General features: G+C 59.4%; 22 protein-coding genes and 6 pseudogenes. 19 read left to right on the top strand and 9 right to left on the bottom strand.

The window, feature by feature from the left end; translation table 11 throughout:
* Nucleotides 1-353 precede the first annotated feature (353 nt).
* The 4 genes and pseudogenes from XH85_RS05050 to XH85_RS05040 all read left to right on the top strand — a co-directional run bounded on the left by XH85_RS05050 (nucleotide 354) and on the right by XH85_RS05040 (nucleotide 3,589).
* Nucleotides 354-1,190, top strand: coding sequence for a class I SAM-dependent methyltransferase (locus tag XH85_RS05050; RefSeq protein ID WP_128931005.1), 837 nt, complete (start codon nucleotides 354-356; stop codon nucleotides 1,188-1,190).
* Between the two features lie 45 nt (nucleotides 1,191-1,235).
* Entirely contained in the window at nucleotides 1,236-2,579 is a 1,344-nt protein-coding gene (locus tag XH85_RS05045) for an LLM class flavin-dependent oxidoreductase (protein WP_128931004.1), read from the top strand.
* A 294-nt stretch (nucleotides 2,580-2,873) separates the two neighbouring features.
* Nucleotides 2,874-3,026, top strand: coding sequence for a hypothetical protein (locus XH85_RS44720; protein ID WP_164940702.1), 153 nt, complete (start codon nucleotides 2,874-2,876; stop codon nucleotides 3,024-3,026).
* Between the two features lie 54 nt (nucleotides 3,027-3,080).
* A pseudogene (locus XH85_RS05040) lies at nucleotides 3,081-3,589 on the top strand (Lrp/AsnC family transcriptional regulator).
* A 68-nt stretch (nucleotides 3,590-3,657) separates the two neighbouring features.
* Here the strand turns inward: XH85_RS05040 and XH85_RS05035 are convergent.
* Complete coding sequence (locus tag XH85_RS05035) at nucleotides 3,658-4,005, bottom strand: hypothetical protein (protein WP_208758084.1); 348 nt, start codon at nucleotides 4,003-4,005, stop codon at nucleotides 3,658-3,660.
* Between the two features lie 1,153 nt (nucleotides 4,006-5,158).
* On the opposite strand from XH85_RS05035, the pseudogene XH85_RS05030 reads away from it, so the two are divergent.
* The 4 pseudogenes from XH85_RS05030 to XH85_RS46070 form a co-directional block, all read left to right on the top strand.
* Nucleotides 5,159-5,634 (top strand): annotated as a pseudogene (locus XH85_RS05030) (Lrp/AsnC family transcriptional regulator).
* Between the two features lie 108 nt (nucleotides 5,635-5,742).
* Nucleotides 5,743-5,871 (top strand): annotated as a pseudogene (locus XH85_RS46080) (non-homologous end joining protein Ku); the annotation flags it as partial.
* A 34-nt stretch (nucleotides 5,872-5,905) separates the two neighbouring features.
* Nucleotides 5,906-5,974, top strand: a pseudogene (locus XH85_RS46075) (hypothetical protein); the annotation flags it as partial.
* 64 nt (nucleotides 5,975-6,038) lie between these two features.
* Nucleotides 6,039-6,170 (top strand): annotated as a pseudogene (locus XH85_RS46070) (non-homologous end joining protein Ku); the annotation flags it as partial.
* Between the two features lie 611 nt (nucleotides 6,171-6,781).
* Here XH85_RS46070 and XH85_RS46065 read toward each other — a convergent pair.
* Nucleotides 6,782-6,979: a hypothetical protein gene (locus tag XH85_RS46065; RefSeq protein ID WP_128931001.1), complete on the bottom strand. Its 198-nt coding sequence runs from the start codon at nucleotides 6,977-6,979 to the stop codon at nucleotides 6,782-6,784.
* 145 nt (nucleotides 6,980-7,124) lie between these two features.
* Here XH85_RS46065 and XH85_RS05005 point away from each other — a divergent pair, with 145 nt between their 5' ends.
* The 3 genes from XH85_RS05005 (at nucleotide 7,125) to groL (ending at nucleotide 10,452) form a co-directional block, all read left to right on the top strand.
* A complete protein-coding gene (locus tag XH85_RS05005; RefSeq protein ID WP_128931000.1) occupies nucleotides 7,125-7,307 on the top strand; it encodes a zinc ribbon domain-containing protein in 183 nt (60 codons plus the stop codon).
* Nucleotides 7,308-8,408: 1,101 nt separating this feature from the next.
* Nucleotides 8,409-8,723, top strand: a complete 315-nt coding sequence (groES, locus tag XH85_RS04995; protein WP_097669362.1) for a co-chaperone GroES — start codon at nucleotides 8,409-8,411, stop codon at nucleotides 8,721-8,723.
* A gap of 88 nt (nucleotides 8,724-8,811) precedes the next feature.
* Nucleotides 8,812-10,452, top strand: a complete 1,641-nt coding sequence (gene groL / locus XH85_RS04990; protein WP_128930999.1) for a chaperonin GroEL — start codon at nucleotides 8,812-8,814, stop codon at nucleotides 10,450-10,452.
* Nucleotides 10,453-10,869: 417 nt separating this feature from the next.
* On the opposite strand, the gene XH85_RS04985 is transcribed toward groL, so the two are convergent.
* Nucleotides 10,870-11,325 (bottom strand): hypothetical protein, encoded by a 456-nt coding sequence (locus XH85_RS04985; RefSeq protein ID WP_128930998.1) that lies wholly within the window; start codon nucleotides 11,323-11,325, stop codon nucleotides 10,870-10,872.
* Here XH85_RS04985 and XH85_RS47540 point away from each other — a divergent pair.
* A complete protein-coding gene (locus XH85_RS47540; protein ID WP_338025607.1) occupies nucleotides 11,319-11,552 on the top strand; it encodes an HNH endonuclease in 234 nt (77 codons plus the stop codon). The two genes, XH85_RS04985 and XH85_RS47540, sit on opposite strands and share 7 nt — an antisense overlap.
* A gap of 75 nt (nucleotides 11,553-11,627) precedes the next feature.
* Here the strand turns inward: XH85_RS47540 and XH85_RS04975 are convergent, their stop codons facing one another.
* On the bottom strand, nucleotides 11,628-12,167 hold the full coding sequence (locus XH85_RS04975) for a hypothetical protein (protein ID WP_245473887.1): 540 nt from the start codon (nucleotides 12,165-12,167) through the stop codon (nucleotides 11,628-11,630).
* A 6-nt stretch (nucleotides 12,168-12,173) separates the two neighbouring features.
* Here XH85_RS04975 and XH85_RS04970 point away from each other — a divergent pair, with 6 nt between their 5' ends.
* The gene (locus XH85_RS04970) at nucleotides 12,174-12,479 is read left to right on the top strand and encodes a DEAD/DEAH box helicase family protein (RefSeq protein WP_208758083.1); all 306 of its coding nucleotides are present in this window, start codon (nucleotides 12,174-12,176) and stop codon (nucleotides 12,477-12,479) included.
* A gap of 59 nt (nucleotides 12,480-12,538) precedes the next feature.
* On the top strand, nucleotides 12,539-13,768 hold the full coding sequence (locus XH85_RS04965; protein ID WP_128930997.1) for a hypothetical protein: 1,230 nt from the start codon (nucleotides 12,539-12,541) through the stop codon (nucleotides 13,766-13,768).
* A 283-nt stretch (nucleotides 13,769-14,051) separates the two neighbouring features.
* Here XH85_RS04965 and XH85_RS44715 read toward each other — a convergent pair whose 3' ends face one another.
* The 3 genes from XH85_RS44715 to XH85_RS04955 form a co-directional block, all read right to left on the bottom strand.
* Nucleotides 14,052-14,213, bottom strand: coding sequence for a hypothetical protein (locus XH85_RS44715; protein WP_164940701.1), 162 nt, complete (start codon nucleotides 14,211-14,213; stop codon nucleotides 14,052-14,054).
* An 80-nt stretch (nucleotides 14,214-14,293) separates the two neighbouring features.
* Nucleotides 14,294-14,479, bottom strand: a complete 186-nt coding sequence (locus tag XH85_RS04960; RefSeq protein ID WP_097669356.1) for a hypothetical protein — start codon at nucleotides 14,477-14,479, stop codon at nucleotides 14,294-14,296.
* A 111-nt stretch (nucleotides 14,480-14,590) separates the two neighbouring features.
* Nucleotides 14,591-14,815, bottom strand: coding sequence for a hypothetical protein (locus XH85_RS04955; protein ID WP_128930996.1), 225 nt, complete (start codon nucleotides 14,813-14,815; stop codon nucleotides 14,591-14,593).
* A 1,051-nt stretch (nucleotides 14,816-15,866) separates the two neighbouring features.
* Here XH85_RS04955 and XH85_RS04950 point away from each other — a divergent pair.
* The 4 genes from XH85_RS04950 to XH85_RS04935 all read left to right on the top strand — a co-directional run bounded on the left by XH85_RS04950 (nucleotide 15,867) and on the right by XH85_RS04935 (nucleotide 19,392).
* On the top strand, nucleotides 15,867-16,196 hold the full coding sequence (locus XH85_RS04950) for a hypothetical protein (RefSeq protein WP_208758139.1): 330 nt from the start codon (nucleotides 15,867-15,869) through the stop codon (nucleotides 16,194-16,196).
* Between the two features lie 76 nt (nucleotides 16,197-16,272).
* Nucleotides 16,273-16,554, top strand: a complete 282-nt coding sequence (locus XH85_RS04945; protein ID WP_128930994.1) for a DNA -binding domain-containing protein — start codon at nucleotides 16,273-16,275, stop codon at nucleotides 16,552-16,554.
* Nucleotides 16,555-16,751: 197 nt separating this feature from the next.
* On the top strand, nucleotides 16,752-17,606 hold the full coding sequence (locus tag XH85_RS04940) for a hypothetical protein (RefSeq protein WP_128930993.1): 855 nt from the start codon (nucleotides 16,752-16,754) through the stop codon (nucleotides 17,604-17,606).
* A 1,483-nt stretch (nucleotides 17,607-19,089) separates the two neighbouring features.
* Nucleotides 19,090-19,392, top strand: coding sequence for a DUF2285 domain-containing protein (locus XH85_RS04935; protein WP_128930992.1), 303 nt, complete (start codon nucleotides 19,090-19,092; stop codon nucleotides 19,390-19,392).
* A gap of 569 nt (nucleotides 19,393-19,961) precedes the next feature.
* Here XH85_RS04935 and XH85_RS47535 read toward each other — a convergent pair.
* Nucleotides 19,962-20,183: pseudogene (locus XH85_RS47535) on the bottom strand (ArdC-like ssDNA-binding domain-containing protein).
* 353 nt (nucleotides 20,184-20,536) lie between these two features.
* Between XH85_RS47535 and XH85_RS04925 the strand changes: the two are divergent.
* Complete coding sequence (locus XH85_RS04925; protein WP_128930991.1) at nucleotides 20,537-20,812, top strand: helix-turn-helix domain-containing protein; 276 nt, start codon at nucleotides 20,537-20,539, stop codon at nucleotides 20,810-20,812.
* Between the two features lie 489 nt (nucleotides 20,813-21,301).
* On the opposite strand, the gene XH85_RS04920 is transcribed toward XH85_RS04925, so the two are convergent.
* Nucleotides 21,302-22,885, bottom strand: a complete 1,584-nt coding sequence (locus XH85_RS04920) for a GMC family oxidoreductase (protein ID WP_128930990.1) — start codon at nucleotides 22,883-22,885, stop codon at nucleotides 21,302-21,304.
* Between the last annotated feature and the right edge of the window lie 16 nt (nucleotides 22,886-22,901).

Below are 22,901 nucleotides of genomic sequence, written 5' to 3'. Positions count from 1 at the left end.
ATCAGATGCGATCAAATCGTAAAAGCGAACGACACTCAGTCAATGAAATGGAATCGGTTTTGTTTGTCAGCTCAAACAACGAACCAACCGCGAGGCTACAGCCTTTTGAAAGATTTGCGTCGTCAGTGCCGCGAGCCAAGAGAACGGGGCAATCGTTCGGGCCGCTCCGGCGGCTTGCAACTGCGACGATCGGTTTGTGACATCATCTATTTCAGACACTCGTGCCGCTAGATTCATGCTCGCATCGTACAGAACAACGCAAATCCATTTCATCGACATCTCTCTCTCCGGCAACATAGAGTTCGTCTCGATCAAGCCGTATCAACGGCTCGTTGGAAAGGTTGGAAAGCACGATGTCGAACCCCGGCGTCATCAGCCTTGAACGGGACACGCCCGAGCTTGCACGCACCTACGAGCAGGCCGGCATCCTTCAGTTTCATCACGGTAAATTCCTCGTCGGTCCGCTGGCACTGAAGTCCGGGGATCGCGTACTCGATATCGGCGCCGGCACCGGCCGCCTTACCGAATTCGTCGCGGGGCTTGTCGGCCCCGACGGCCGCGTGATTGGCATCGATCCGCTGGAGAACCGAATTGCCATCGCACGCCTCCGCGCATCGAAGACGCTGACCTTCGACGTCGGCCGCGCTGAGGACCTATCGCGCTTTGGACCTGCGGAATTCGACGCCGTCTACCTGAACAGCGTCTTCCACTGGATCGCGGACAAGCGGCAGGCGCTGGGCGAGATCGAACGTGTCCTCAAACCGGGCGGCCGGGTCGGGCTGAACGTTCAGGACCCGACCAAACCTCACGAGTCGCGAACCTTGCTTCGCCGGGCGATCGAACAGGCTGGATTCGGCGAGAGAAGCGGTGAGTCGCATCGCGCGTTCGGAGCAACCGACGACGAGCTCAAAGCGCTGATCACCGAGACCGGTTTCGTCGACTACCGAAGCGATCTTCGTTCACTTATCGATCTGCACAGTGACGTCGATTCGGTGCTCGGATGGTCCGAAGCTAGCGCATTCGGCAACTTCCTCGGCGGCTTTTCCCCGGCGGAACGGGCAGTGATCGACGAAGCCTTTGCTGCGCTGGTCGAGGCAAAGCGCACCCCAGAAGGTCTCCGCCTGGAGCGATACCTGCGTTTCGTATTCGCGCGAAAGCCGGGAGCGCGAAATATCCCTTCCGTTCCCTAGCCGCTCCCCCTCTCCCCACGGCAATCGCACCCGGACATTCGAACCATGAGCAACCAAAGGCAACTTGTTCTCAATCTCTTCATCTATCCTGGCGGCCACCACGAAGCCGCATGGCGCTACAAGGGATCGTCGGCGGAGCGCATTCTCGACATCACCTATTACCAGGAGCTGGCGCAGCGCGCCGAGGCCAGCAAGTTCGACGCCATCTTCTTCGCCGACGGGCCGGCGCTGGCCGACAACGTCCGCTACGCCCAGCGTTTTCGTTTCGAGCCGATCACCTGGCTGGCCGCGATTGCAGCGGTGACGAAGCGCATCGGTCTGATCGCAACCGCGTCGACGACCTATACTGAGCCTTACAATCTCGCGCGCCTGTTCGCCTCGCTTGACCATCTGAGCCAGGGCCGCGCCGGCTGGAACATCGTCACGACCAGCGCGCCGCAAGCGGCGCAGAATTTTGGATTACCCGAACACCCCCCGCATCACGAACGCTACGAGCGCGCCCGCGAATATCTCGACGTGATCTCGCGGCTCTGGGATAGCTGGGAGGACGACGCGCTGGTCAACGACCCCATCTCGGGCATCTTCGCCGATACCAGCAAGATCCACACACTCGACCATGTCGGCAAGTATTTTCGCGTTCGCGGCCCGCTGAACATCTCGCGCACGCCGCAGGGGCGGCCGGTCTATGTACAGGCCGGCGCCTCAGATGATGGCCGCGCCTTCGCCGCCCGGTTCGCGGAGGCGATCTTTACCGCGCACCAGACCCTGGACTCTGGCAAGGCTTTCTATGCGGATATAAAGCGCCAGGCCCGCGCTTTCGACCGTGGGCCCGATGAGATCAAGATCCTGCCCGGCATCAGCCCCTTCATCGGCAGTACGCAGACCGAGGCGGATCGCCTCCAGGACGAGTTCAACGCGCTGATCCAGCCGGAATATTCCCTAACTCAGCTGCGCCAGATGATCGGCCTCGATCTCACCGGCTATGATCTCGACGGGCCCGTCCCTCGCCACCTGATCGACACCAAGAGCGCGCGCGGCGTCGCCAGCCGCTTTAAGCTCGTGGTCGACATTGTCGATCGCGAAAAGCCGACGATCCGCCAACTGGTGCAGCGCCTCGCCGGCGCGCGCGGCCACTGGGTCATTGCCGGAACACCCGAGAAGATCGCCGACAACATCCAGACCTGGTTCGAGGGGGGAGCGGCCGACGGTTTCAACGTCATGCCGCCCTGGTTGCCCGGCGGCTTCGATGTTTTCGCCGAAGAGGTCGTCCCGATCCTGCGCAAGCGCGGCTTGTTCCGAGAGGACTACACCGGCACGACCCTGCGCGAGCATTACGGCCTCGCCCGTCCCGCCAGCATCTACTGCAACGCGGTCAAGGCGATCGCCTGACACCGTTTCCGCACTTTGATCCAGACTTGAGATCAGTCAACAGGCATGAAGACAACGTTGTTTCTCCTCTCCGGCCTCTTGGCTCCCTCCCCATTCGTAGCCCGGAGAGGCCCTGGCACGGCAGCCCGGCAAGCCGAGCCGAGGGCAGCGCCGTGTAATCTTTTGCTCGAACAGGCGTCGCCGCCAGCACGAACCGACCAAACTGATCGTTGGCGACGGGCAACGATGTTCAACACCATCTCGACCGTAACAGCCATGTCCGGTTCTCGCCTTACACCGTTGTCCGGAGTGAACATGACCTACGTCATCTCGCTGCATTCAAGCTTCGCAAGCTGGCTCGAACAAGCACGCGAATGGTTCCAACGCTCGCTGCGGCCCCAGACAGGCGGCCAGGACGGCGAACACGACGATCTCTACGAGCTCTTCTTGTTCGGGCCTCACGGCTAACAATTTTAGGCAAGTGCCGGCGCCACGCTTCCACTGACAACAAAGGTTTTAGTCATGACCGACGCTGCCCTGCAGCTCGCCGATATCGGCCGCCGCCTCGACACCGTCGATCGCAAGATCCTGGCGGTGCTGCAGCAGGACGCCTCGCTCTCGGTTGCCGAAATCGGCAGCCGGGTCGGCCTGTCGTCAACGCCCTGCTGGAAACGCATCCAGCGACTGGAGGCCGACGGCGTGATCCTGAGGCGCGTTGCGCTGGTCGACCAGAACAAGATCGGCCTTGGCCTCTCGGTGTTCGTTTCCGTGGAAAGCGCGGATCACTCGGATGCCTGGCTGCAAGGTTTCGCCGAGGCTGTCAGCGCATGCCAGAGGTGATGGAGTTTTACCGGATGGCCGGCGATGTCGACTACATGCTGCGCGTGGTCATTCCGGACATGCAGAGTTACGACGTGTTCTATAAGAAGCTGATCCACGCCGTACCGCTCAAGAACGTCACCTCTCGCTTCGCGATGGAAAAGATCAAGTCGATTACGGCGCTTCCAATTCCGCCGCTGGCGACGGACTAGCTCTGCTCGGCCAGGTCGTAAAGCTCTGTCCAAGATCCTCTTTTACTCAGTGTTCCCGCGCTTGGATTTCATCGGCTGCGCCGCGCAATCTCGTCAGCGACTGCGCTCGCAGCGCGCAAAAGCCGTTCGTGCAGGGTCTCGAACATGTCGAGAATGTCATCATGGGCTTCATTCCTGCCCTCTTCGATGGCCTCGGCAATCAGTTCGTCGAGAGGCGTTTCCTTCAACTGACCTTTCTCGAGAAAGAATTCAAATAGCCTGTAACTACTGGGCTTCGATTGGATGCGGCCGTCGGAATTGCACCAAACGCCGAATGTCTGATGCCCCATAACGGCTTGTTCGACCATCTCCGCCTCTAGTGGGATCAGCGTACCCCACGACTCGCCCTCCTCATCGACGAATCCCGTCACGTACATCTCTTGCTCCTCAGCGTCTTCATCGCGAGGGCGGAAGAACGGCGTTAGTTAATTCGAGGGGGTTGCCATAACAACCTCTCCAGGGGCTCAAGCACTAGTTGCATCAGTACATGGCAGCATCAGGGCCTCCGCCGGAGACGGTAGGAGTGGCTGCCGGCGGCCCTCGAATCAGCAGTTCATTCTCTTTCATTCATCGCTCTGGCAGATCACTTTTTCTGGCGCGCCACCCGATCGTACTACCCAACCTCTGTCCATCTCCTCGCCGTTTCCATCGCCCAGACCGGCGAAGGGACCCAGACGTGCCGAAGGCCTCTTCCTTCGTGAGATTCCATACACTCACTCGTTCGCGGATGGCGAGTAGCAGATCGGCGCGGGCGGTCATGTTGGCTGCTTCGCCGAGGTATCGGCCGAAGCATCAAATACGTTATCAAGGTCTCGACGGTCATTGGTTTGCAATCCGGGACCCTGCCGCAAGCCATGCCGAAGCGACGAGTGGACGCAGACGCGTCGACATCGACGAGTCGGATCCCGACCGTCGGACGCTTCTCGTCTGGTACGCCGAGGTCGCGCGACGAAGCCTATGTGCGGCCGACAGTACGGATCGAGTATGGAGGGAAGGTCGGTGCTTGACCCGAGCCGTAGTTGCGGTACGACACACGGCGCCGTCTCCGCAGCGCTTCAACGTGGGCTGTTGGACCGACCACGGGAGCTTTAGCTCGGAGACCGCGCTACCTGACCATGAACCGTCTCGAGTTCATGGCCAGGCTTCTTGCTATGCAAGGAGAAACGGTGGGAGGGGTTGGGCAATGGCGCTTGCGTCTTCTCTGTCATGGAGCGTGTCAGTGCTGAGAAGTGCCCGCCGTCTTCGCCCTAGCACCGATCCGGAAGAATATCTCGGACGCCGGTTCCCATGTGTCCGGGTCCAGGAGGTTCCGGAGTGCTTGGTGGGCACCTTGGAGCGCTGCTCGATCCTCTTCAGGTAGACGATCATCAAGCAGCACTTCGGCGATCTCAAGAAGTTCAGCCAGGATCCGGTCTTTTTCCGGGATTCGCCATTGTTGAAATCACCCCATGCATTTGGTGATACTTTTTTGGAGGATCTCCTGCGCCCTGCAGCCACTTTGCGGTGAAATTCACCGGAGTTGGAAGCGAAATGCCATATGATCGAATCGACGCCCGCATCCTTGAGATCGTGCAAAAGAATAACCGTCTGACTTCCGAGGTGATCGCCGAACTTGCTGGGCTTTCTGCCACCGCGTGTCAACGGCGCCTGAAGAGGCTCCGTTCGGAAGGTATCATCGAGGGCGATGTCTCGATCGTTTCGCCGAAGGCGGTGGGACGACCTATTCAAATGCTTGTGTTAGTGACTATGGAGCGGGAGCGTTCAGATATCATCTATAGATTCAAGAAGGCCATCAAATCGTCAGCCGAGGTCGTCAATGGATTCTACGTCACGGGAGACGCGGACTTCGTCCTATACGTTACCGCCACTAGCATGGAAGAATATGAGGAGTTCACTCGGCGATTCTTCTATGTGAACCCAGACATCAAGGGCTTCAAGACGATGGTCGTATTGGATCGCGTAAAAGCGGCTTTGCTATTCCTGTTGAGACTCCGTGCGAGGATTGACCAAACGTAACCGGGATGAGGCCCTACCTCGCCATCGCGAGGCTCGCCTGCGATGCGTCGGATCGGAGGAGGTGGAGCGATGGCTAATGCCATGCTTGCTAGCTACGAATCCGCTCCGAGGAGGAGTATTTCGACGAGATCCAGGATGTCAAACTCACGAAGGACATGCTCGATCTCGCCAAGCATATCGTGAAACAAAAGTCCGCATGGTTCGAAGCGAACAAGTTCGAGGACCACGACGATCTATTGCGCGCTCGGCGCGCTCAAGGGCATGGGCCTTCAAGCCATCGAGCAGATCATCGAGGAGCGCACCAAAAACGGGGTGTTCACCTCGCTTGCCGACTTTGCCGCGCGCATAGATCCCCGCGCGATCAACAAGCGCACATCGAGAGCCTTACGGCTGCGAGACCGCTCTGATCGATCTCATCAACCAGAAGCGCGTGGGCAAGCCGATCACGCCGAAGGAGCGACCAGCTGCCGGCAATGTCGTTGACCTGATGGAAGCGCTGCACCGGGGCGTCGGCCAGGAGCAAGCCGCGAAGACCTTAAGACGAAAAAGCTTAAGACATCCAGTCAGGAGGAGACCCGTCACGAGATTGTCCGCTGCCCATGGACGCTCTGCCTCCGATCCTGCAGATGATGATCGGGGGATCGCTTCGAGTTCGTCGCGATGCACGGCGTGAAGTTCAGTCACCGGCCGCCGCGCTTTCGTCGATCAGCAGGTCGCACGCGCCTTCGATCGCTACGCTGGCCGTTTGGACAAGCGCGACGGGCGCGGGAAACGCTCCTGAAAGTCGCTGGTGTTAGGCTGCGCCGGGCGAGACGTCGGTTGATTGAAGGGTTGGTTGCAGCGCGCTGCGCGAGACGCCGATCAGACGGACTTGACTTGGCCTGCAAACCAGGATCGGCATGCCATCGTCGCATGGTAGGGGGCTGTCGTCTCTCCGCTGGCTATAAGAGGTTGGTTCCAGTTAACAGGCGGCTGCGGTACCGGGAAAAGTCAAGACGTACCAAAACTTCGCTCAGGTTCTACAATCTTGCAATCGCGGCGCCTTCTGAAGGCCGCGCTGCAGGCCTGGAGCGCTGGGAGAGGCAGAAGGAGAAGATGGAAGCCGCTCTGCGCCGGGGGCGCGCCAGCTGTCTCGCGTCAGGCTTCGCCGGATCCGGAGAAGAGCAGGGTTGGCGGCGTTGCGCGTGGCGCCGGCGGCCGTCCGCGACTTGCTCCAGGTCTGCTCTTGAGGTCGTACCTCTGGGCCAGATCAAGCAAGCGCCGCCGGGTGAACGGGTCTGCCTTCTCGGCCAGATCGCGCGCCCGCTGCGCGAAGCCTCTGTAGAACTCTTCCACGACGCCACCCCCGCAACATCACTGAAAGTGAATGTCAGTGCGCGCGCGCTTCGCGTCAAGTGATTTGACGCAGCCGGACAAACTTTCGGCGATCCGCTTGTGTTCGCGGGGCGTATGGAACTATGGTCCTCTGCAGGGGAATCCGATGACTGCGCTCTACTCGAGCCGGAAGCTGTGCCCGTCGTGCGGCAAGCCCGTGACGGCCGTGCCCGACGATGTTGGCGAACGGCGGCAGCGCTACGTCTGTCTCGCCTGTCAGGACGATCCGCTGCGCGATCCCGCCGCCCGCAAGTGGGCGGACAGCCCCCTGCGGCCTCCGGCCAAGTAGCCTCGAACGAAATCTGGCATCGGTATCCAGGGGAGCTCCAAGGCCGATTGTCGGAGTCGTTGCTCGTAGGGACTCCTCCTTTTTGCCGAATTTATACTGCAACCTATGCGCGACGCGGAACCTCGTTGCTCTTGCCACTTGGATCGCCTACAGAAAGGGCAGGGAGCTGGAAAATGAATGACAACGCGCCTTCAGCGCGAAGCGATTTGCAGGGACTTAGGTTGATCCGCGCTTTTTTCCGGATACGCGATCAACGGGCCAGAGACCAACTTATCGAACAAGTCGAAAGGCTCGCCGCGGGGCCGGTTTCGAGCCCGTCTGGTTCACCTGATTTCGCCGAGCATCCGGCGGACCCTCTCAGTTAGTCTCTGCACGCCTCCTTCGTCACCGACCCCACATGCCGCGTTCCAGTGCCATTCCCGTCTGCCCTCGTTGCAAGAAGCCGATGACCTTGTCCGCAAGTCGTGATGGTAAGGGAGCCCCTATGTGGCGCTGCTTCAAATGCGAATCTGCCGATTAATCCCGCTCTGATCCAGCGCCGCGAGAGGGGTTGGATTTGTGGCTCTGCCTCGCAAGAGCTAACGCGTTGCGCCGATGTCCGGTGTTCCTGTCCGCGGACGAGAAGCGGAACTACGGAAAGAAGCTCGACGGGTGGCGCGTCCAGCGCTTCAAGTCGACGCAGATGCTGTCATTCGTCCATTCTCGGCGGTCGCGGTCTTGCTGCGGCGCGCGTGGGGCGCCGGTCTTCGCATCGTCACTGCCTCCTCCGCCAAGAAAGACGAATTGAAAAAAATATATCGACGCAGCGGCTATCGCCGACCTGGTGGATGTGGCGACGTGGTCAGAGGACGTCGATGAGTCCAAGCCCGCACCGGATATCTTCGATGTCGTGCTGAAGAAGCTCGATTTCGAGGCTGCGACGCGATGGCGATCGTTAACGAGTAGCCGATCGCGCGGCGGGAGTGCCAATTTCTTCTGCTAGAAGCCCTTGCCCCCGCAAAATTCCCGTCCTATTTCTGCCTCGCCTGTGCTAGCACTCGCGGGCAACGACTGCTAATCATCTAAAAATCCTCAACTCGTGCAATTGCTTAGGAGGACTGCATGAAATTCCGTCCGCTTCACGACCGCGTCGTGGTCAAGCGCATCGACGCAGAAGAGAAGACCGCTGGCGGCATCATCATTCCGGATACGGCCAAGGAAAAGCCCTCCCAGGGCGAAGTGATCGCCGTTGGCCCTGGTGGCCGCGACGAGTCCGGCAAGCTGATCCCGATCGACGTCCAGGTCGGCGACCGCGTGCTGTTCGGCAAGTGGTCGGGCACCGAGGTCAAGATAGACGGCCAGGAGCTGTTGATCATGAAGGAGAGCGACATCATGGGCGTTCTCACCGACGTGTCTTCCAAGAAGAAGGCCGCTTAATCCAACGCTCGCACCGCTCACCCTGAGGAGCGCCTGCTGGGCGCCCCGCCAAGGGTGAGACCGATCTAAACACTCAGGGAAACCCATTATGTCAGCCAAAGAAGTCAAGTTCGGCGTCGACGCCCGCGATCGCATGCTGCGCGGTGTCGACATTCTCGCCAATGCCGTGAAGGTCACGCTCGGTCCGAAGGGCCGCAACGTTGTCCTCGACAAGTCGTTCGGCGCTCCCCGCATCACCAAGGACGGCGTCACCGTCGCCAAGGAGATCGAGCTCGACGACAAGTTCGAGAACATGGGCGCCCAGATGGTGCGCGAAGTCGCCTCCAAGTCCGCAGATGCTGCCGGCGACGGCACTACCACCGCGACCGTGCTCGCCGCCGCGATCGTCCGTGAAGGCGCCAAGGCGGTTGCCGCCGGCATGAACCCGATGGACCTCAAGCGTGGTATCGACCTCGCGGTCGAAGCCGTGGTTGCGGACCTCCAGAAGAACTCCAAGAAGGTCACCTCGAACGACGAGATCGCCCAGGTCGGCACCATCTCGGCCAACGGCGACCAGGAGATCGGCAAGTTCCTCTCCGACGCCATGAAGAAGGTCGGCAACGAGGGTGTCATCACCGTCGAGGAGGCCAAGTCGCTCGAGACCGAGCTCGACGTCGTCGAGGGCATGCAGTTCGACCGCGGCTACATCTCGCCCTACTTCGTCACCAACGCTGAGAAGATGCGCGTTGAGATGGACGACGCCTACATCCTCATCAACGAGAAGAAGCTCTCCTCGCTGAACGAGCTGCTCCCGCTGCTCGAGGCCGTGGTGCAGAGTGGCAAGCCGCTGGTCATCGTCGCCGAGGACGTCGAGGGCGAGGCGCTCGCCACCCTCGTCGTGAACCGCCTGCGCGGCGGCCTGAAGGTCGCGGCCGTCAAGGCGCCGGGCTTCGGCGATCGCCGCAAGGCCATGCTGCAGGACATCGCGATCCTGACCGGCGGCCAGGCGATCTCGGAAGACCTCGGCATCAAGCTCGAGAACGTCACGCTCAACATGCTCGGTCGCGCCAAGAAGGTGATGATCGACAAGGAGAACACCACGATCGTCAACGGCGCCGGCAAGAAGGCCGACATCGAGGCGCGCGTGGCCCAGATCAAGGCGCAGATCGAGGAGACCACCTCGGACTACGACCGTGAGAAGCTCCAGGAGCGGCTGGCCAAGCTCGCCGGCGGCGTCGCGGTGATCCGCGTCGGCGGCGCGACCGAGGTCGAGGTGAAGGAGCGCAAGGATCGCGTTGATGACGCGATGCATGCGACCCGCGCGGCTGTCGAGGAAGGCATTCTGCCGGGCGGCGGGGTCGCCCTGCTCCGCGCTACCGAGGCGCTCAAGGGCCTGCGCACTAAGAACGACGACCAGAAGACCGGTGTCGAGATCGTGCGCAAGGCGCTGTCCTGGCCGGCTCGCCAGATCGCGATCAACGCCGGTGAAGACGGCTCGGTCGTGGTCGGCAAGATCCTCGAGAAGGATCAGTACTCCTACGGCTTCGACTCCCAGACCGGCGAGTACGGCAACCTCGTCACCAAGGGCATCATCGACCCGACGAAGGTCGTGCGCACCGCAGTCCAGAACGCCTCCTCCGTGGCGGCGCTGCTGATCACCACCGAGGCCATGGTCGCCGAGTTGCCGAAGAAGGCTGCTCCCGCGCCCGCCATGCCTCCCGGCGGCGGCATGGGCGGCATGGACTTCTGATCCAGCCGTTCCGGCGACGACCAAATGCGCCCCCCGGCAGCGATGCCGGGGTTTTTTGTGCGCTCTCGCAACTTCCACTTGGTCATAGGGCTCGCGCTACGCGCGCCCCGGAAATGACGATCACCTTAACCGCTAACGCTGCCGAGTTCGGAGAGAACATCGTCGGCCAAGTTCGGCATAATCTATTTCTCCGTTGCCGCCAGTGGCGGTCGCCGGATGGATTCGAAAGGTAGTTCGGTTGGCGCGATAGTTCGGGAATGTCAACCGGCGGATTGAATAAGCGCCGTCGCGAACGATTTTCTGGCCACAAACTCGGGCGATGGCCCTTTGGTTCCGACGATTCTTAGCACGCGGCGCTCAAGATATTCGCAGTACCGCTATCGCCTCGGCAAAAGCTGCAGCCGCGAGCGACTGCCTTCAGGCTCGTATCGAGCCGGGCCAGGCGATCACTTGTCCTGACATCACAAGCCGGGCGCGTCCACTCTCTTTGGCGGCGTAGACTGCATCGCAAGCTGCGATGAGCTCATCGCGCTGAAGCCTCCAGAACGCATCGCTGCCCAGCTTTTTGCGCACGTCGCGAACATTCAGAACTGGCCACATCGCTGCGAAAGCAGAGACAAGACGATGGAATGCCCGAGAGTTCTCCATCAGTCCGGCGTAGCCATGAGCCAAGCTACTGTTAGCCGAGAGGTCGCGGATCATATCGGCATCGGTCTCACGCTCGGTGACCGCTGACATCCACCCGTTGAAGGCCATCCAAACATTGACGAATGACATGAATGCGGACCGCTGGCGGTCGGCATCTTGCATGAGATCCAAGACAAGGTCTTTGGTCTCCGGCTGCATGATTCGAAAATTGGCGAAGTTTGTCATCGGGCGAACGGCTCAATGTACATAACGGGTTGCTGCTGTCGGCGCTTTGGGACGCCGCATTCGATCGTGGACTCGTTACCTTCGACGACGAGGGAAAGCCCGAGTTCTCGTCCAGTCTCAGCGAGCAAGCGTGCGCCGAGCTCCGTTGGAATTCGCCGATTTGGCTAACGGACGAGCATCGCCGACGGCTTGCCCATTACCGCGAGCGCTCGCGCGGACTCAGTTAGTCATTGCCCGTTACGGCTAAACCCGATCTCTGCGACCGCCGAAACCAAAGCGGTGTTAAGCGCCAGCATCGCAGCTTACAGATGCGAGAGGCTCACATAGGCTTCGAACTCGATGGGCGCGTCCCCGGCGTCAATCGGCGTACTGTAGTTGCCATAGCGGAATGCGGTCGAATTGGGATCGATTGGAGCCAGTTCCTTCATTCGCCTCACGACCCAAGCAGGAACATCTTGTCCATATTTCTCTTTGATCATCTCCACGAAGTTATCAGTAAGGCCAGTCAAATCGTGAGTTCGCTTCGAGGCGGGCAGCGCGGCTTTGAGAATGAGTTCGCAAGAATGACGGTATAAGAACAGGGCTGCGTTGCCGATCGGGTAGTCGGCGATGCGCTTCTCCTTGCTCGCATCCACAAGCTCATTGGCGGCTGTGAAGTATTCCTCGGCAAGGGAAGCGGTGTTGGCCTGCATCATCCCGCCGATGGCGAAGCCATGCGGGCCGGACCATTCATCCTCACGCGCGTAATCTCCAGTAAGGTCCTCGAAGAGCGGCCGGGTCATAGCCTCTTCAGTGAAGGGCGCGCCGAGCAGGCGGCCGAAGAGCCCGACCACATGTTTCAAACGCTGATGGCGGACATCGAGGCGAACCCGAAGGTCCGTGAGCCTCAGCAGGGCGCTCATCGCGCAGTTCGGAACCATTTCGAGACATCAGACGAGCGGGTCATCCTGCAGATCCCCGTCGGATGTGGCAAGACCGGCGTCATCGCGACGCTGCCATTCGGCGTGGCCAAGGGCCGGACGCTCGTCATCACGCCGAACTTGACTATTCGCACCGGCGTTGCCGAAGCTCTCGACATCAGCAATCTGGAGGCGGACTGGCGCGCTTCACGATTTTTCGGCGGGGCCGTTTCGCGCCATTTTTGGGCGACCTGAGACGAGACAGTCGCCATATCACTCGCGAATTCGCCCTCGGTCACTTAGAGAGAGCAGAGATGGCAACCCTTGATAGCTGGCGCCACTTCCTAAAGGCCCCGAAGACGCTGGAGCTCGTCGAGGCCAAGCTGATCGGCCGCACCAGCATGAGCCCGGCCGTCGCGGCGGGCCCCTGCAAGGTGCAAATGAACACGCTTCAGGATTTCTCCTTCAGCATGACCACAACAGGGTCACCGATTCCACTCCTCCAAGCGATCAATCACCACCACGAACACAGGGACGACGGCACGTCTCGCTTGCGCCTTGAGGGCAAGGAAGCCGACGGGACGGAATGGCTTTGCGGCTGGACGATGCCGCAAAACATGTCCTTTGGAGATCAGTCGATCATCGAAGGCAAGTTGACATCACTCATGGTCGATCAGCCTCTTGACTCACCCAATTCGAGCACGGAGTTCATCTTCCACGCCGACCATCTTCATCCGCTCGCACGAGTAATGGGGACCAATCGACTTCAGCAAAAGGAGATCGATCTCCTCGGCTCCAAGATCAAGTTCGCCTATGAACGGGAGAATAAGGTGGTCTCGATCACGGTGCCTCACTCCGATCAGTTGCCGCCGACCTGGACTGAGAACTGGATCGCGGAACCTCTTCGGATCATGTTTGGGCAGTGCGTAGCGCCGAGGCTGGCGGCGCGCAATATCGGCGGCATGGCCATCATCCACATACTTCCGCAACCAGCTTTGGACGTTGCAAGCTGGTCTAGCTTCTGGAGGGACGAGAAGGCAGAGAGCTTTTTCGATACGTATGCGCGGCTGCTGCAATTCATCGCTCTCGCGCCGGACGCCAGAAAGGTGGAGATCAATGAAGTCACTCGCTTCTATGACGAGCTGGCGCGAGTGGCCGGATCTTCACGATGGGTGATGAGCTTGACTTTAGCGGGATGCACTGAGGGTCTCGCGATGCTACTTCGCCCGTTCCTCAAAACTGAACTAGTGGCTCAAGAGAAAGCCGACTCCAAAGCCGCTGCGGCACTCGTCGAGAAAATAGAAGCGTTAGAGGGTGACAACGAACTGAAGAAGGCCGCCGTCGCCGCGTTGCGGCCGAAGGGCATGTCAACTGAACGAACCTTAAAGTGGCTGGCACAAGCCGACGTGATTACTCACGATCAACTGGCCACGTGGCGCAAGCTACGGAATTCCGTCATGCACGGGAAAATATTGTACCCGTATGCCAGTCAGGAAGAGGACGCTGATGGACGTCGTTCGAAGTTTAACCGACAAACTTCTTAAGCAGACCTAGCGAACGATACAATTTTTGTAAATCCTTTCTAAGGAAGCCAGGCTTGAATTCCGGTTTCGTGACGTTGCCGCTCCATGGGGTGATGTTCGCGCCGATGAATTTCTCCTCCCGGCCCGAGGAGTCGGAGGAAGCCGGGAGGAGGGTTTCTGCATGCGTCGCCCGGAGTTCCTGAGGGAAAGAGGCTTCGGCTTGCCCCGTTCTTGCGGACACCTGGGCCTGGTCCGAAACCGCCCCCACAGTTCGAATAGGGCGGAATTCCATTTCGACGGCCGACTATCCGGGCGCCGTCCCCCGATACGTTGCGACGATCGAGGAGGCCATCGCGGCGGCGCGCCGGTCGTCATTCATGCTGCCGACATCGCCGTTGATGTCCACACCGACCTGCGGGTTTGCGATCGCATTCATCGCGGCGAAGAACGGGTTGCTCGCTCTCATAACCGGCGCACGGTGCCGCGCGAAGCGATTGACCCCACGGTTCTAAAGGCCATCGAGGAGATACTCGCGGTCTGCTGAGATCACGCGTCGGTTTCTTCAAGCTCGGCGATACGCTTGCGCAGCGCAGCGACTTGGCGGCGCAGCTTCCATATCTCGTCGCCGGCCCAATAGGCGCCGCGCTGGGCGATTTCCTTGCGAACGTCGTCCGCTTCCGCGATCTCGCGGCGGATGACGCTGTCAAAGGCTTCGATGATCAGGTCTCGCACGGGTTATTGCCACGTTTTAGGAGCGTGCCGGGGCCATCAGATGCCGGCTCTTGCCGGCCGCGTTGCTCAAATGCGTAGAGCGCTCCCTGCGGAGCGCTCTACGATCGTCAGTTACGCCTTCGGCAAACTGCCGGCGCGCAAGATGGCTTCGCATCTTGCTCGGACGCTTTGATGCTCGGTGCGCATGTGCATCGAGTAGATTTCCTCAAGCCCAAGGAAGACGTCTTCAACCGCTCCGGAGCCGCGTGCATTTTCGAGATCCTTTTCGACCCGTGCCAAAATCTTCAACTCTTTGGCGCAAGCTCTGTCTGCCTTCTGTTTTGTTACTGCTTTCACTCTCGTTTTCTCCGTCGATCTTTCTGAGATCGAGATAGTCGTCCGGAGCCAGAAATAAGCAACGACAGGCGATCCCTCGCGCCTTTAGGCTTGCGCCACTGGACATACGCGCGAGGACTCAGGACTTTGGGGAAAACGATTACGCCTGCCGTACGAGGTTTTCTGGACCTCATCGTGAGAATAGGAAATGCGGTTCGGCCATGTCAACGTTTAAGTTGTATTGTTTTGTATAACACGTATTGAGCCATTAATTATATCGACACACAAAAGTGCACCGTGCGCGCGATGAAGCGCAGAATCAAACCGAACTCGCAGATGTGGACGGAAAGTGAAGCTGCTCAACTGCTGCGTTGCTCGACGAGCCACGCGAGACATCTGCGGCTCACTCGTCAGCTGGGGTGTTATCGAGGCCGCCCCGGCCTCTCACAAGCCGATCTGGAAGTATACGTCGCGGCAGTGAAGACATCAGAGTTCGAATGCCCCGAACAGGCAAGGGGTACGCCCTCGTACCGTCGCTTCGGCAAGTTGGCGGACCCACGCGATACGGTCGCCTTCCATTCGATCCGCCTGCCGAGCCAAAGTCAGGCTTCAACATCGGCACCCACCTTTAACAGTTTATTCCGGAGGGCCGCTGCTTCCGGATCGGCGCTTGGACGTTCTGCGGTATGCTTCATGCGACGGTTAGCCAGATGGGCAGTTTGGACGTGGGCGGGTAGCATCGGTGACTACCTCGCTGCAGAAGCATTGCGCAATGCCTTTCCGGCCGCTGTGTGGGATAGCGGCAGCGCCAGATCGTGCATTCGGCCTTCCCAAGCGGTCCAGTCGCGCTGGCGGCGCCACGCCTCGTAATCGGCGGCCGTCGCGCGACCGCTAGCTCCTCCCAGGCGGCCTGGATGCCGGCGCGGGCCACGTCGAATATCTCGGCAGTGCCGCTCCAGCGATCCTCCTCTGGCGAGCTGCTAGAAGCGATCGGTCGGACCGAGGAATAGTGACTGTGGACCGCGGGCAAAGCCTGTAGCGCCATGGTAGCGAGGCGGCTACGTTGGGACGCATGACGGTTGGGCGCGTACAACAGGAACTGATTGGCTGCTCGGACTGCGGCGGAAATGTCTCGTTTTCGGCCGTCGCCTGCCCGCATTGCGGCTCGCGTGAGCCAGCCGGTCCTTATGTGCAAAGCTCCAAAGAGCAACGCCTGAACCGGACCGAAGAGCTGAACGATCAGACACTGATCGGTATGATTGTCTTGTGTGCAGGTATCGGCTTCGTCTACGGCGCGGTGATGATCGGTCCCGGTGGCGCCGCCGGCTATGGCCTAGTCGGCGCTATCATCGGCGCACCGGCCGGTTTCATCATCAATGTCAGCCGCCGGCTGCTTGGGTGATCCTGCAACGGTCACGCCGCCGACACAAACACCGGGAAATATCCCGGCGTCACAACCAATGATCGCGGGGAAGCCAATGCCGCCGCTGCTCAATCCAGTTGTCGTCGATCTGGCGCCCTCCGGGTCCGACCTTACCGTGTACGATGAAGAGCACATGATCACGTATTGGCGCCTGATCGACGCGAATGCCGAAGGCGCGGACTGGCGCGAAGTATCGCGGATCGTCCTTGGTATCGACCCAGAACGCGAGCCCAAGCGGGCCCGGCAGGCGTTTGAAACCCATCTTGAGCGCGCGCTGTGGATGGCCAACAGCGGATACCGTCAACTGCTGCGAGGCAGGCCTTCGAAGGCTCCGTAACGGCAGAGAGCGCGGACAGTCTCTCGAGCAAAACGGCCGGCGGAGGTCATCCACCGCCGGCCATCTTACGCTGCCTTGGGCTGGGGGGCTGATTAGGCAGCGATAACAGTGGCAGCAAGCCTGCCGAACGGCGGTTAATAACCCACTAACCGATTCGGGCGGGCTCCGGATCATTCAACGGCCGGAAATGGGCGGACTTGCGTCTTCAGGCGAGCCCCATTGTAATCGGCATTCAGCGCAGCATGGACCTGGGGCGGCCGAAAATGTTCGGATGGGGACGATCAAAGAAGTCAGTTCTGGCCTCTGCCGAAAAGGCGATAGGCGATCTCTTCGAACCTCTGACGCTCCTGTCAGCCCTTGACAGGCTGCTTCCGCTGTACCTCAAGGAAACCGATGAAGGCCGGTTGGTTTACCCTGCCTGCAAGCGTGGACTGGGCGACACCGACGGGAACGTGCGTGCCATCTGGGAGCACACGCGGCTCGAAGCCTGCCGCTACCTGATGATGGTGCCGCGGCGCGACGTAGATCTTTTGGTCCGCGCCGTCCGCCAGGCCGAAATGATGGATGCCTTTCTCAGGCAGGCTCCGCACGAAGAAACCGTCGTCGACTTCAAGGGCGTTCCTGTTGTCGATTATCCAGTTGCGATCATGGCGGGCCTGAATTGGCTCGATCACTGCGCCTTCATCGCCGGCGTCGCCCCTGACAAGTTCAGCCGAACGAGACGAGACTTTCGACGGCTCGCGGTGCTCGCGCAGCAATGGTGGGCGATCGAAAACGCTGGACCACGCTGCTATGAGATGCTTGCGAACTGTCAGGTCCCGCCGCTGATGTTCTATCTCATGTGGCAGAGCTATACGCGCTTGGCTAAGGAGATCGCGATTGCGGCGATATACGGCTCCTCGCTCGATCGCGCCATCGAGCGCGACCGGCAGCATCTTCAAAAGACACTCGGTTCGCAGCCCGACAAAATGCAAGCTGCGCTCTCTGCTCTGAGCGAAACCGCAGCCAGATTAAAAGACGCTTCTGATCCACACGATTTGGTCCGTCGATAATAGTGCCGCGGCTCGCGCGCTTAGATCAAGGGCGAAACGAGCTCGAATGTGGCAGTCAAATCTTTGCGAAAGGCTGGTCGAAGAAGAGCGGAACGTCCTGAAGATCTTCGGCCCGTTCCACCACAAGCCTCGGATAGTACACGTCGACGAACCCGCTGGATCGAAGTTCTGAGATGAATTGGCGAGGCGAATAGCCGCACCGTGCCCGTCGAGGAGGCGGTGCAGGCGTGATCGGCAAGCCCTTAGTCGCGCTTCAGCTACCAGATATGCCCCATCGCCAGGCGAGGATGACGCGCGGCGCAGAAAGCTGGGCCTCAATCTACGTCGCCTTGGGCTTCACGCTTTCAATTGAGGGGACGGCGATATCGATGATCCCTCTGTTTCCTTGGAAGCTTGCAGTTTACGTCGTGGTGCGTCGCTCACGGTTCTTCTTTTTCTCAATAGTGGACGGTTTCAGAACAAGCTCTTGGGCTGGAAGGCCAAGTATGAACAGAAGGCCGCTAAGTTTGCTCTGGGATTACTTGTGGCTTTGCCGCATATGTGGCCTCGGGCTTGGCGGGTGAGCCACTCCTTCGATCGGCTTCTCGCCTACGACGGCCTTCGCCGCCGGTAATCTCCAATTTATCGAAACCACGAATTGCTTGGCAGGATGAGGTTAGCGTCCGCGACAGCTATTTTGAGATCCCGCACTCACGCTTGGCGACCCAAGTCCTTGGTGTCGGCAGCGGGCTCATCAAGCTGCGCAAATGTTCGCTTAAAGCTTGCTGCGGCCTTCGGGTTGTAAGGCTGGCCCAGTTAATAAACTTCTTCAAATGCAGGTCGTCCGCTTTTCCCGCAACAGACGATCGACGGCATACATCCTGTAACATTTGCGGGATGCAACTTGAAGCACGAGCTGAATTCCAGCGCCCGACCATCGAGCCGTGCAGAAAATCCTCAAGGAAGGCGGCGGAAACGCACCGAGAACGCAATACATGATCTCGCGTACACACTACTTGGTTCGAGCGTTTGATCCGGCCGCAAAACGATCGCACAAAAAAGAGTGCGTTGCCGACAGGCCGTCGACGAAGGCTGTACATCAACCGACACATTCAGGTTCGAAGTCGGCGACCACTTTCGAAGCAGCCCGAGGACCCGGCAGAGGATGTTATCGCGTACGTGCTCATCACCTTCTCACTTTCGATAGAGCGGTGCAGACACTTGGCGAGAGCAAATCGCGCAATTGAAGTCGCAAACGGAGTCCGCGAAAGTACCGTGTGCAAGCTTCGCACTGCTGCGGGTCCTCTTCCAGCCCCCGCGACTAAGGCGGGCCGTTCGGCGATCGCACGAGAGGATTTTATGCGCATGTAGCGCCCTGCAAGAGCATGATCTTCTGCCGAGCCGGCTGATGGATGACATCACGTGATACAGAAAATGGCACTAGGCACAGCAGCCCAATCGGCCAAGAATGGCCAGTCCAGGTAACCCCAACCGAGGTTAGCCAATGCAGAAGCCAACACGCGGTCCCCACGTCGACGACATTGCGCCGTCCGGTGCGCTGCTTACCCGTTACGATGAGGGACATCTCGCCACCTATTCGCGGATGCTGGATGCCGACAAGGAAGGGGCCGACTGGCGTGAGGTGTCACGGAGCATCCTGCATATCGATCCCGAACGCGAGCCAGCGCGTGCTAGGCGCGCTTTCGACAGCCATTTGGCCCGCGCGAAGTGGATGACCGAGTATGGTTACAAGCTATTGCGTGGCGGTGTTACGGGCCATGAGCTGAGGGAAGGCAAGCTGTCGTGACCACAGTTGGTCCGCCGACCACCAATGACGGCCGGGGGTCTTTCTCTATCCACCCGCCCTTCCATCTCCGTGAGGCTGAGTGAGCTGAACTCGGCATTCTCTTAGCCACGGCCTGACAGGAAGCGACGGCGCCTATCGGCGGAAAGCGCCGATCGTGTTGCGCCGCGATCCCAAGCGTGAACCAAACGATGCTCACAGAATCCTTGAGCTCAATTCAATAAAACAAGACAGCCGGACGGCCATTCAAGAATCCGAGGTTATCGCTGATGACTTAACGCGACACCGAGTTTCAACGCCCTTCTGCCGCAACGCGGCCGCACTCCGCTTCAACAGCTTTGCGATTTCCGATACGGGTGTTCGCGCCCTTGAATGCTGCTTGGGGAGTTTGACGTCGGTCGGCGTGTAAGCCTTGCGCTTTAGCCAATTACATCTCGAATAGCGTCAAATTGCGCAGCACGCGGTTTGGTTGATCAAGTGTGAGAGACCGGCAAACAGTGTAACCCTTCATGAACGAAATGGACCGCGTCGCCAGCCTCGGCATTGGATTCAGTGGGGACAAGCTTGTCGGCTTAAACGACGAGGCTGCCGTGTTCGCCCTTGCGCACGTTGGCCTTATGGTCCAGCGCCTGTTTGAACGTCATCCAAATCGGCGATCGGTAGCCTTTGGTTACGGCTTCCGGCCACAGCATGTGAACATTGATACCTTGCTACGGGATGCCATTGGCGCGCAGGGGCCGCGCGATATGCCCGCTGCCATTACCGGCATTCCAAGGCTTGATCCAGGGTCGCACGCCGTCTTCGACCTCGCGGACGATTTGGTCGGATGCGTTGACAGATGTCTGCTTCCTTGTCGTTGCCTTTCATGGCTTGAGGGTTGCGGCATGCAACCGACTAGCCGCGCGGCGATGAGCGGGGGGTGGCAGTCAGGGCAAAAAAGCAGGGGGGTTGCGACCCCGGATGCTTGGTCCGGGACTACACGGCCTGTGCTTTTTGGCCTTGACAGCCCGGGGGCCGCAGGCCCCTCGACCAGTTTCTCGGTTCGGAACATCGCACTTCTCCTTGTGCGGCGAGAACACGGACTTTCATCTAAATGGTAGGCGATAGCCAGTGTTTTAACCGATCGAGGAATGGCAAGCTTCGAGACATGAAGCCTCGTGCGCTACTGGCCTGGAACGTCCGTCGGATCCGCATCAAACGTGGTATGTCGCAGGAACGATTGGCTCGCACGGCGGGGATCGATCGTTCCTACTTGGCCGGTCTTGAGCGCCAATCGAAAAATCCGGCGATTGATGTTCTCGATCGCATTTCCGAAGCGCTCGGCGTTCATCCGTCCGATCTCTTTGTTGAGCCGAGCTGTGCGAGCATTCTCAAGATTTCGCCCCGGCCTAAGCGGCCGCGTCTGCTTCGCAAGAACGGGTAGCCATTCATACGCGACGGGAGAGCAACACAAGCCATCTCGATAACGCGACGCCGGTCGGCAGGATTATGCAGCGCTCAGAATGTTTTCCCATGAGGCACGTCTCTTCGAAGGCATAGCGCGAAGCCATAATGACTGCACGATATGCTTTGGTATCTAATCCCGACAGGTTCTTTGGCCGAATCGACGCAAGCCGCTCGCTCGCTACCGCGCCCTGGAGGCCGCGCCTTGCGCGCGGCCTGCTCAGACTCGCGGCCAGCTGATTCAGGAGACACTAGGGTGCGCTTCGGTAACATTGTCATCTGAGCCAATATGAGGGGGCAGTTTTCGTGGCGCGCGGCACAATTACGATAATACGCACGATTGTGGTCATACGATTTCTCGAAGTGAGCACGACAGATATCGGATGCATGCGTGCCTATTCCATCCTTCCTATCTGGCACATAGAAGCGCGCCACGGACTTTCTCCAATTTTGATTTACGGAATCACGACTACGGATGGATGAGATCTGCTGCCCTCTCTCCGATCATAATAGACGTTGCGTTGGTATTCCCAGCGATATGACGAGGAAAGATGGAGGCGTCCGCAACCCACAAATTCTCAGTACCTCTCACTCTGAGAGAAGGCGTGAGAACCGCACGATCGTCTGTTCCCATGCGGCAAGTTCCGACGGGATGAAAGAAGGGGACAGTCGCTTTCCGAATATACGCTTCATCTGCCTGCCGCCCGGCCCCTGGTACGGGTGCGTCCCTGAACTTGACGACATGAGAGCCGAACGGAGGCATAGAGCAGATCTTCCGGACCCAATCCAATCCCCGCATAACTCCCTCAAAATCATCAGGATGTTCAAGCAAGCGCGGAAAGATGGCGATTGGAGCGAGAGGATCGTTCGATGTCAGTTCGAGATGACCCGTGCTCTTCGGATAATTGACGTTCACGAGGATGGTCACCAGGTTAGCTCTCGGGGTTTTCAGCCTTCCATTCTCCTTGGTGAGGCCGAACGGGAAGAGGTGAAATTGCAGATCCGGCTCAGCAAGCTCAGGAGACGATCTGAGAAAGGCGAGGACTTGCGCCGTCGGCACGCTCATGAACCCCGACCGTTTGAAGACCCACTCCGCCAAGGCGAGTGCTCCCCTTACCGGATGCGACAGTGCATTCGCGGTCTCTACATCGAGTTCGGCAAGGACATACAGACCCGGGTGCTCCATCAAATTCCGTCCAACCTCAGGACTTTCCACACGGGGAATAATGCCATGTTTTGTGAGATGACGGGGATCACCGACACCGGAAAGCATCAACAAGTGCGGGGAATTGATGGAGCCGGCCGAAAGAATGACACCCTTTCTTGCGACGAAATCGACGTTTTGTCCGTGATGCGTGGCGGCAACACCCCTCGCGCGCGTCTTGTCAAACAGAATGTGGCGAACGATGGTATCATCCAAGAACTTCAGATCAGTTGCTGACAGCTTTGGCCTTATGAAAGCCTCGAAGGCCGAAAGCCGACGCCCGTCGCGCGTCGATCCTTGGTTCCAGGCAACTCCCTCGTGCGAGGCACCATTCAAATCCTCATTGAAGGGAATGCCAGCGGCTTGAACGCTGTCGATAAACTTCTGTGAAATGGGGTGACGCCAACGTAAAGCTGAGACCCATTGAGGTCCGAGCCCTCCGCGAAATTGATTGTCTCTGTCCTCATCCGCCGTCTCCATTTTTCGGAAGTACGGCAACACGTCCTTCCATCCCCATCCTCTGTTGCCCAGCGCCTCCCAAGCGTCATAGTCCCGCGCGGCCCCGCGGATGAAGATCATCCCATTTATGGCAGATGAACCTCCCGGCACCTTGCCACGAGGCCAGTCCTCGACCACGCCGCCCCTGCTCGGATCTGGCTCCGTCTTGTAAGCCCAGTCGTACCGTCTATTCCCGATCGTATAGACGAGGGCACCCGGAACATGAGACAGATTGAGACGCTCCTTCTTCCCGGCTTCCAGCAACAGGACCGATTGTTTTCGCTCAACCAATCGCGCCGCCAGAGGACATCCCGCACTTCCGGATCCTACGACAATGTAGTCAAACTCCATGCTGTTCACTCTCCGA

The organism is Bradyrhizobium zhanjiangense (genome assembly GCF_004114935.1).
GTDB classification, from domain to species: Bacteria; Pseudomonadota; Alphaproteobacteria; order Rhizobiales; family Xanthobacteraceae; genus Bradyrhizobium; species Bradyrhizobium zhanjiangense.
Note: the sequence above shows the minus strand (reverse complement) of the source record. Positions and strands in the feature narration are given on the sequence as shown.

Coding starts and splice junctions, on each gene's coding strand:
- XH85_RS05050 (WP_128931005.1), top strand. CDS start 354: ATGTCGAACCCCGGCGTCATCAGCCTTGAACGGGACACGCCCGAGCTT.
- XH85_RS05045 (WP_128931004.1), top strand. CDS start 1,236: ATGAGCAACCAAAGGCAACTTGTTCTCAATCTCTTCATCTATCCTGGC.
- XH85_RS44720 (WP_164940702.1), top strand. CDS start 2,874: ATGACCTACGTCATCTCGCTGCATTCAAGCTTCGCAAGCTGGCTCGAA.
- XH85_RS05035 (WP_208758084.1), bottom strand. CDS start 4,005: ATGTACGTGACGGGATTCGTCGATGAGGAGGGCGAGTCGTGGGGTACG.
- XH85_RS05005 (WP_128931000.1), top strand. CDS start 7,125: ATGACTGCGCTCTACTCGAGCCGGAAGCTGTGCCCGTCGTGCGGCAAG.
- groES (WP_097669362.1), top strand. CDS start 8,409: ATGAAATTCCGTCCGCTTCACGACCGCGTCGTGGTCAAGCGCATCGAC.
- groL (WP_128930999.1), top strand. CDS start 8,812: ATGTCAGCCAAAGAAGTCAAGTTCGGCGTCGACGCCCGCGATCGCATG.
- XH85_RS04985 (WP_128930998.1), bottom strand. CDS start 11,325: ATGACAAACTTCGCCAATTTTCGAATCATGCAGCCGGAGACCAAAGAC.
- XH85_RS04970 (WP_208758083.1), top strand. CDS start 12,174: ATGGCGGACATCGAGGCGAACCCGAAGGTCCGTGAGCCTCAGCAGGGC.
- XH85_RS04965 (WP_128930997.1), top strand. CDS start 12,539: ATGGCAACCCTTGATAGCTGGCGCCACTTCCTAAAGGCCCCGAAGACG.
- XH85_RS44715 (WP_164940701.1), bottom strand. CDS start 14,213: ATGAGAGCGAGCAACCCGTTCTTCGCCGCGATGAATGCGATCGCAAAC.
- XH85_RS04950 (WP_208758139.1), top strand. CDS start 15,867: ATGACGGTTGGGCGCGTACAACAGGAACTGATTGGCTGCTCGGACTGC.
- XH85_RS04945 (WP_128930994.1), top strand. CDS start 16,273: ATGCCGCCGCTGCTCAATCCAGTTGTCGTCGATCTGGCGCCCTCCGGG.
- XH85_RS04935 (WP_128930992.1), top strand. CDS start 19,090: ATGCAGAAGCCAACACGCGGTCCCCACGTCGACGACATTGCGCCGTCC.
- XH85_RS04925 (WP_128930991.1), top strand. CDS start 20,537: ATGAAGCCTCGTGCGCTACTGGCCTGGAACGTCCGTCGGATCCGCATC.
- XH85_RS04920 (WP_128930990.1), bottom strand. CDS start 22,885: ATGGAGTTTGACTACATTGTCGTAGGATCCGGAAGTGCGGGATGTCCT.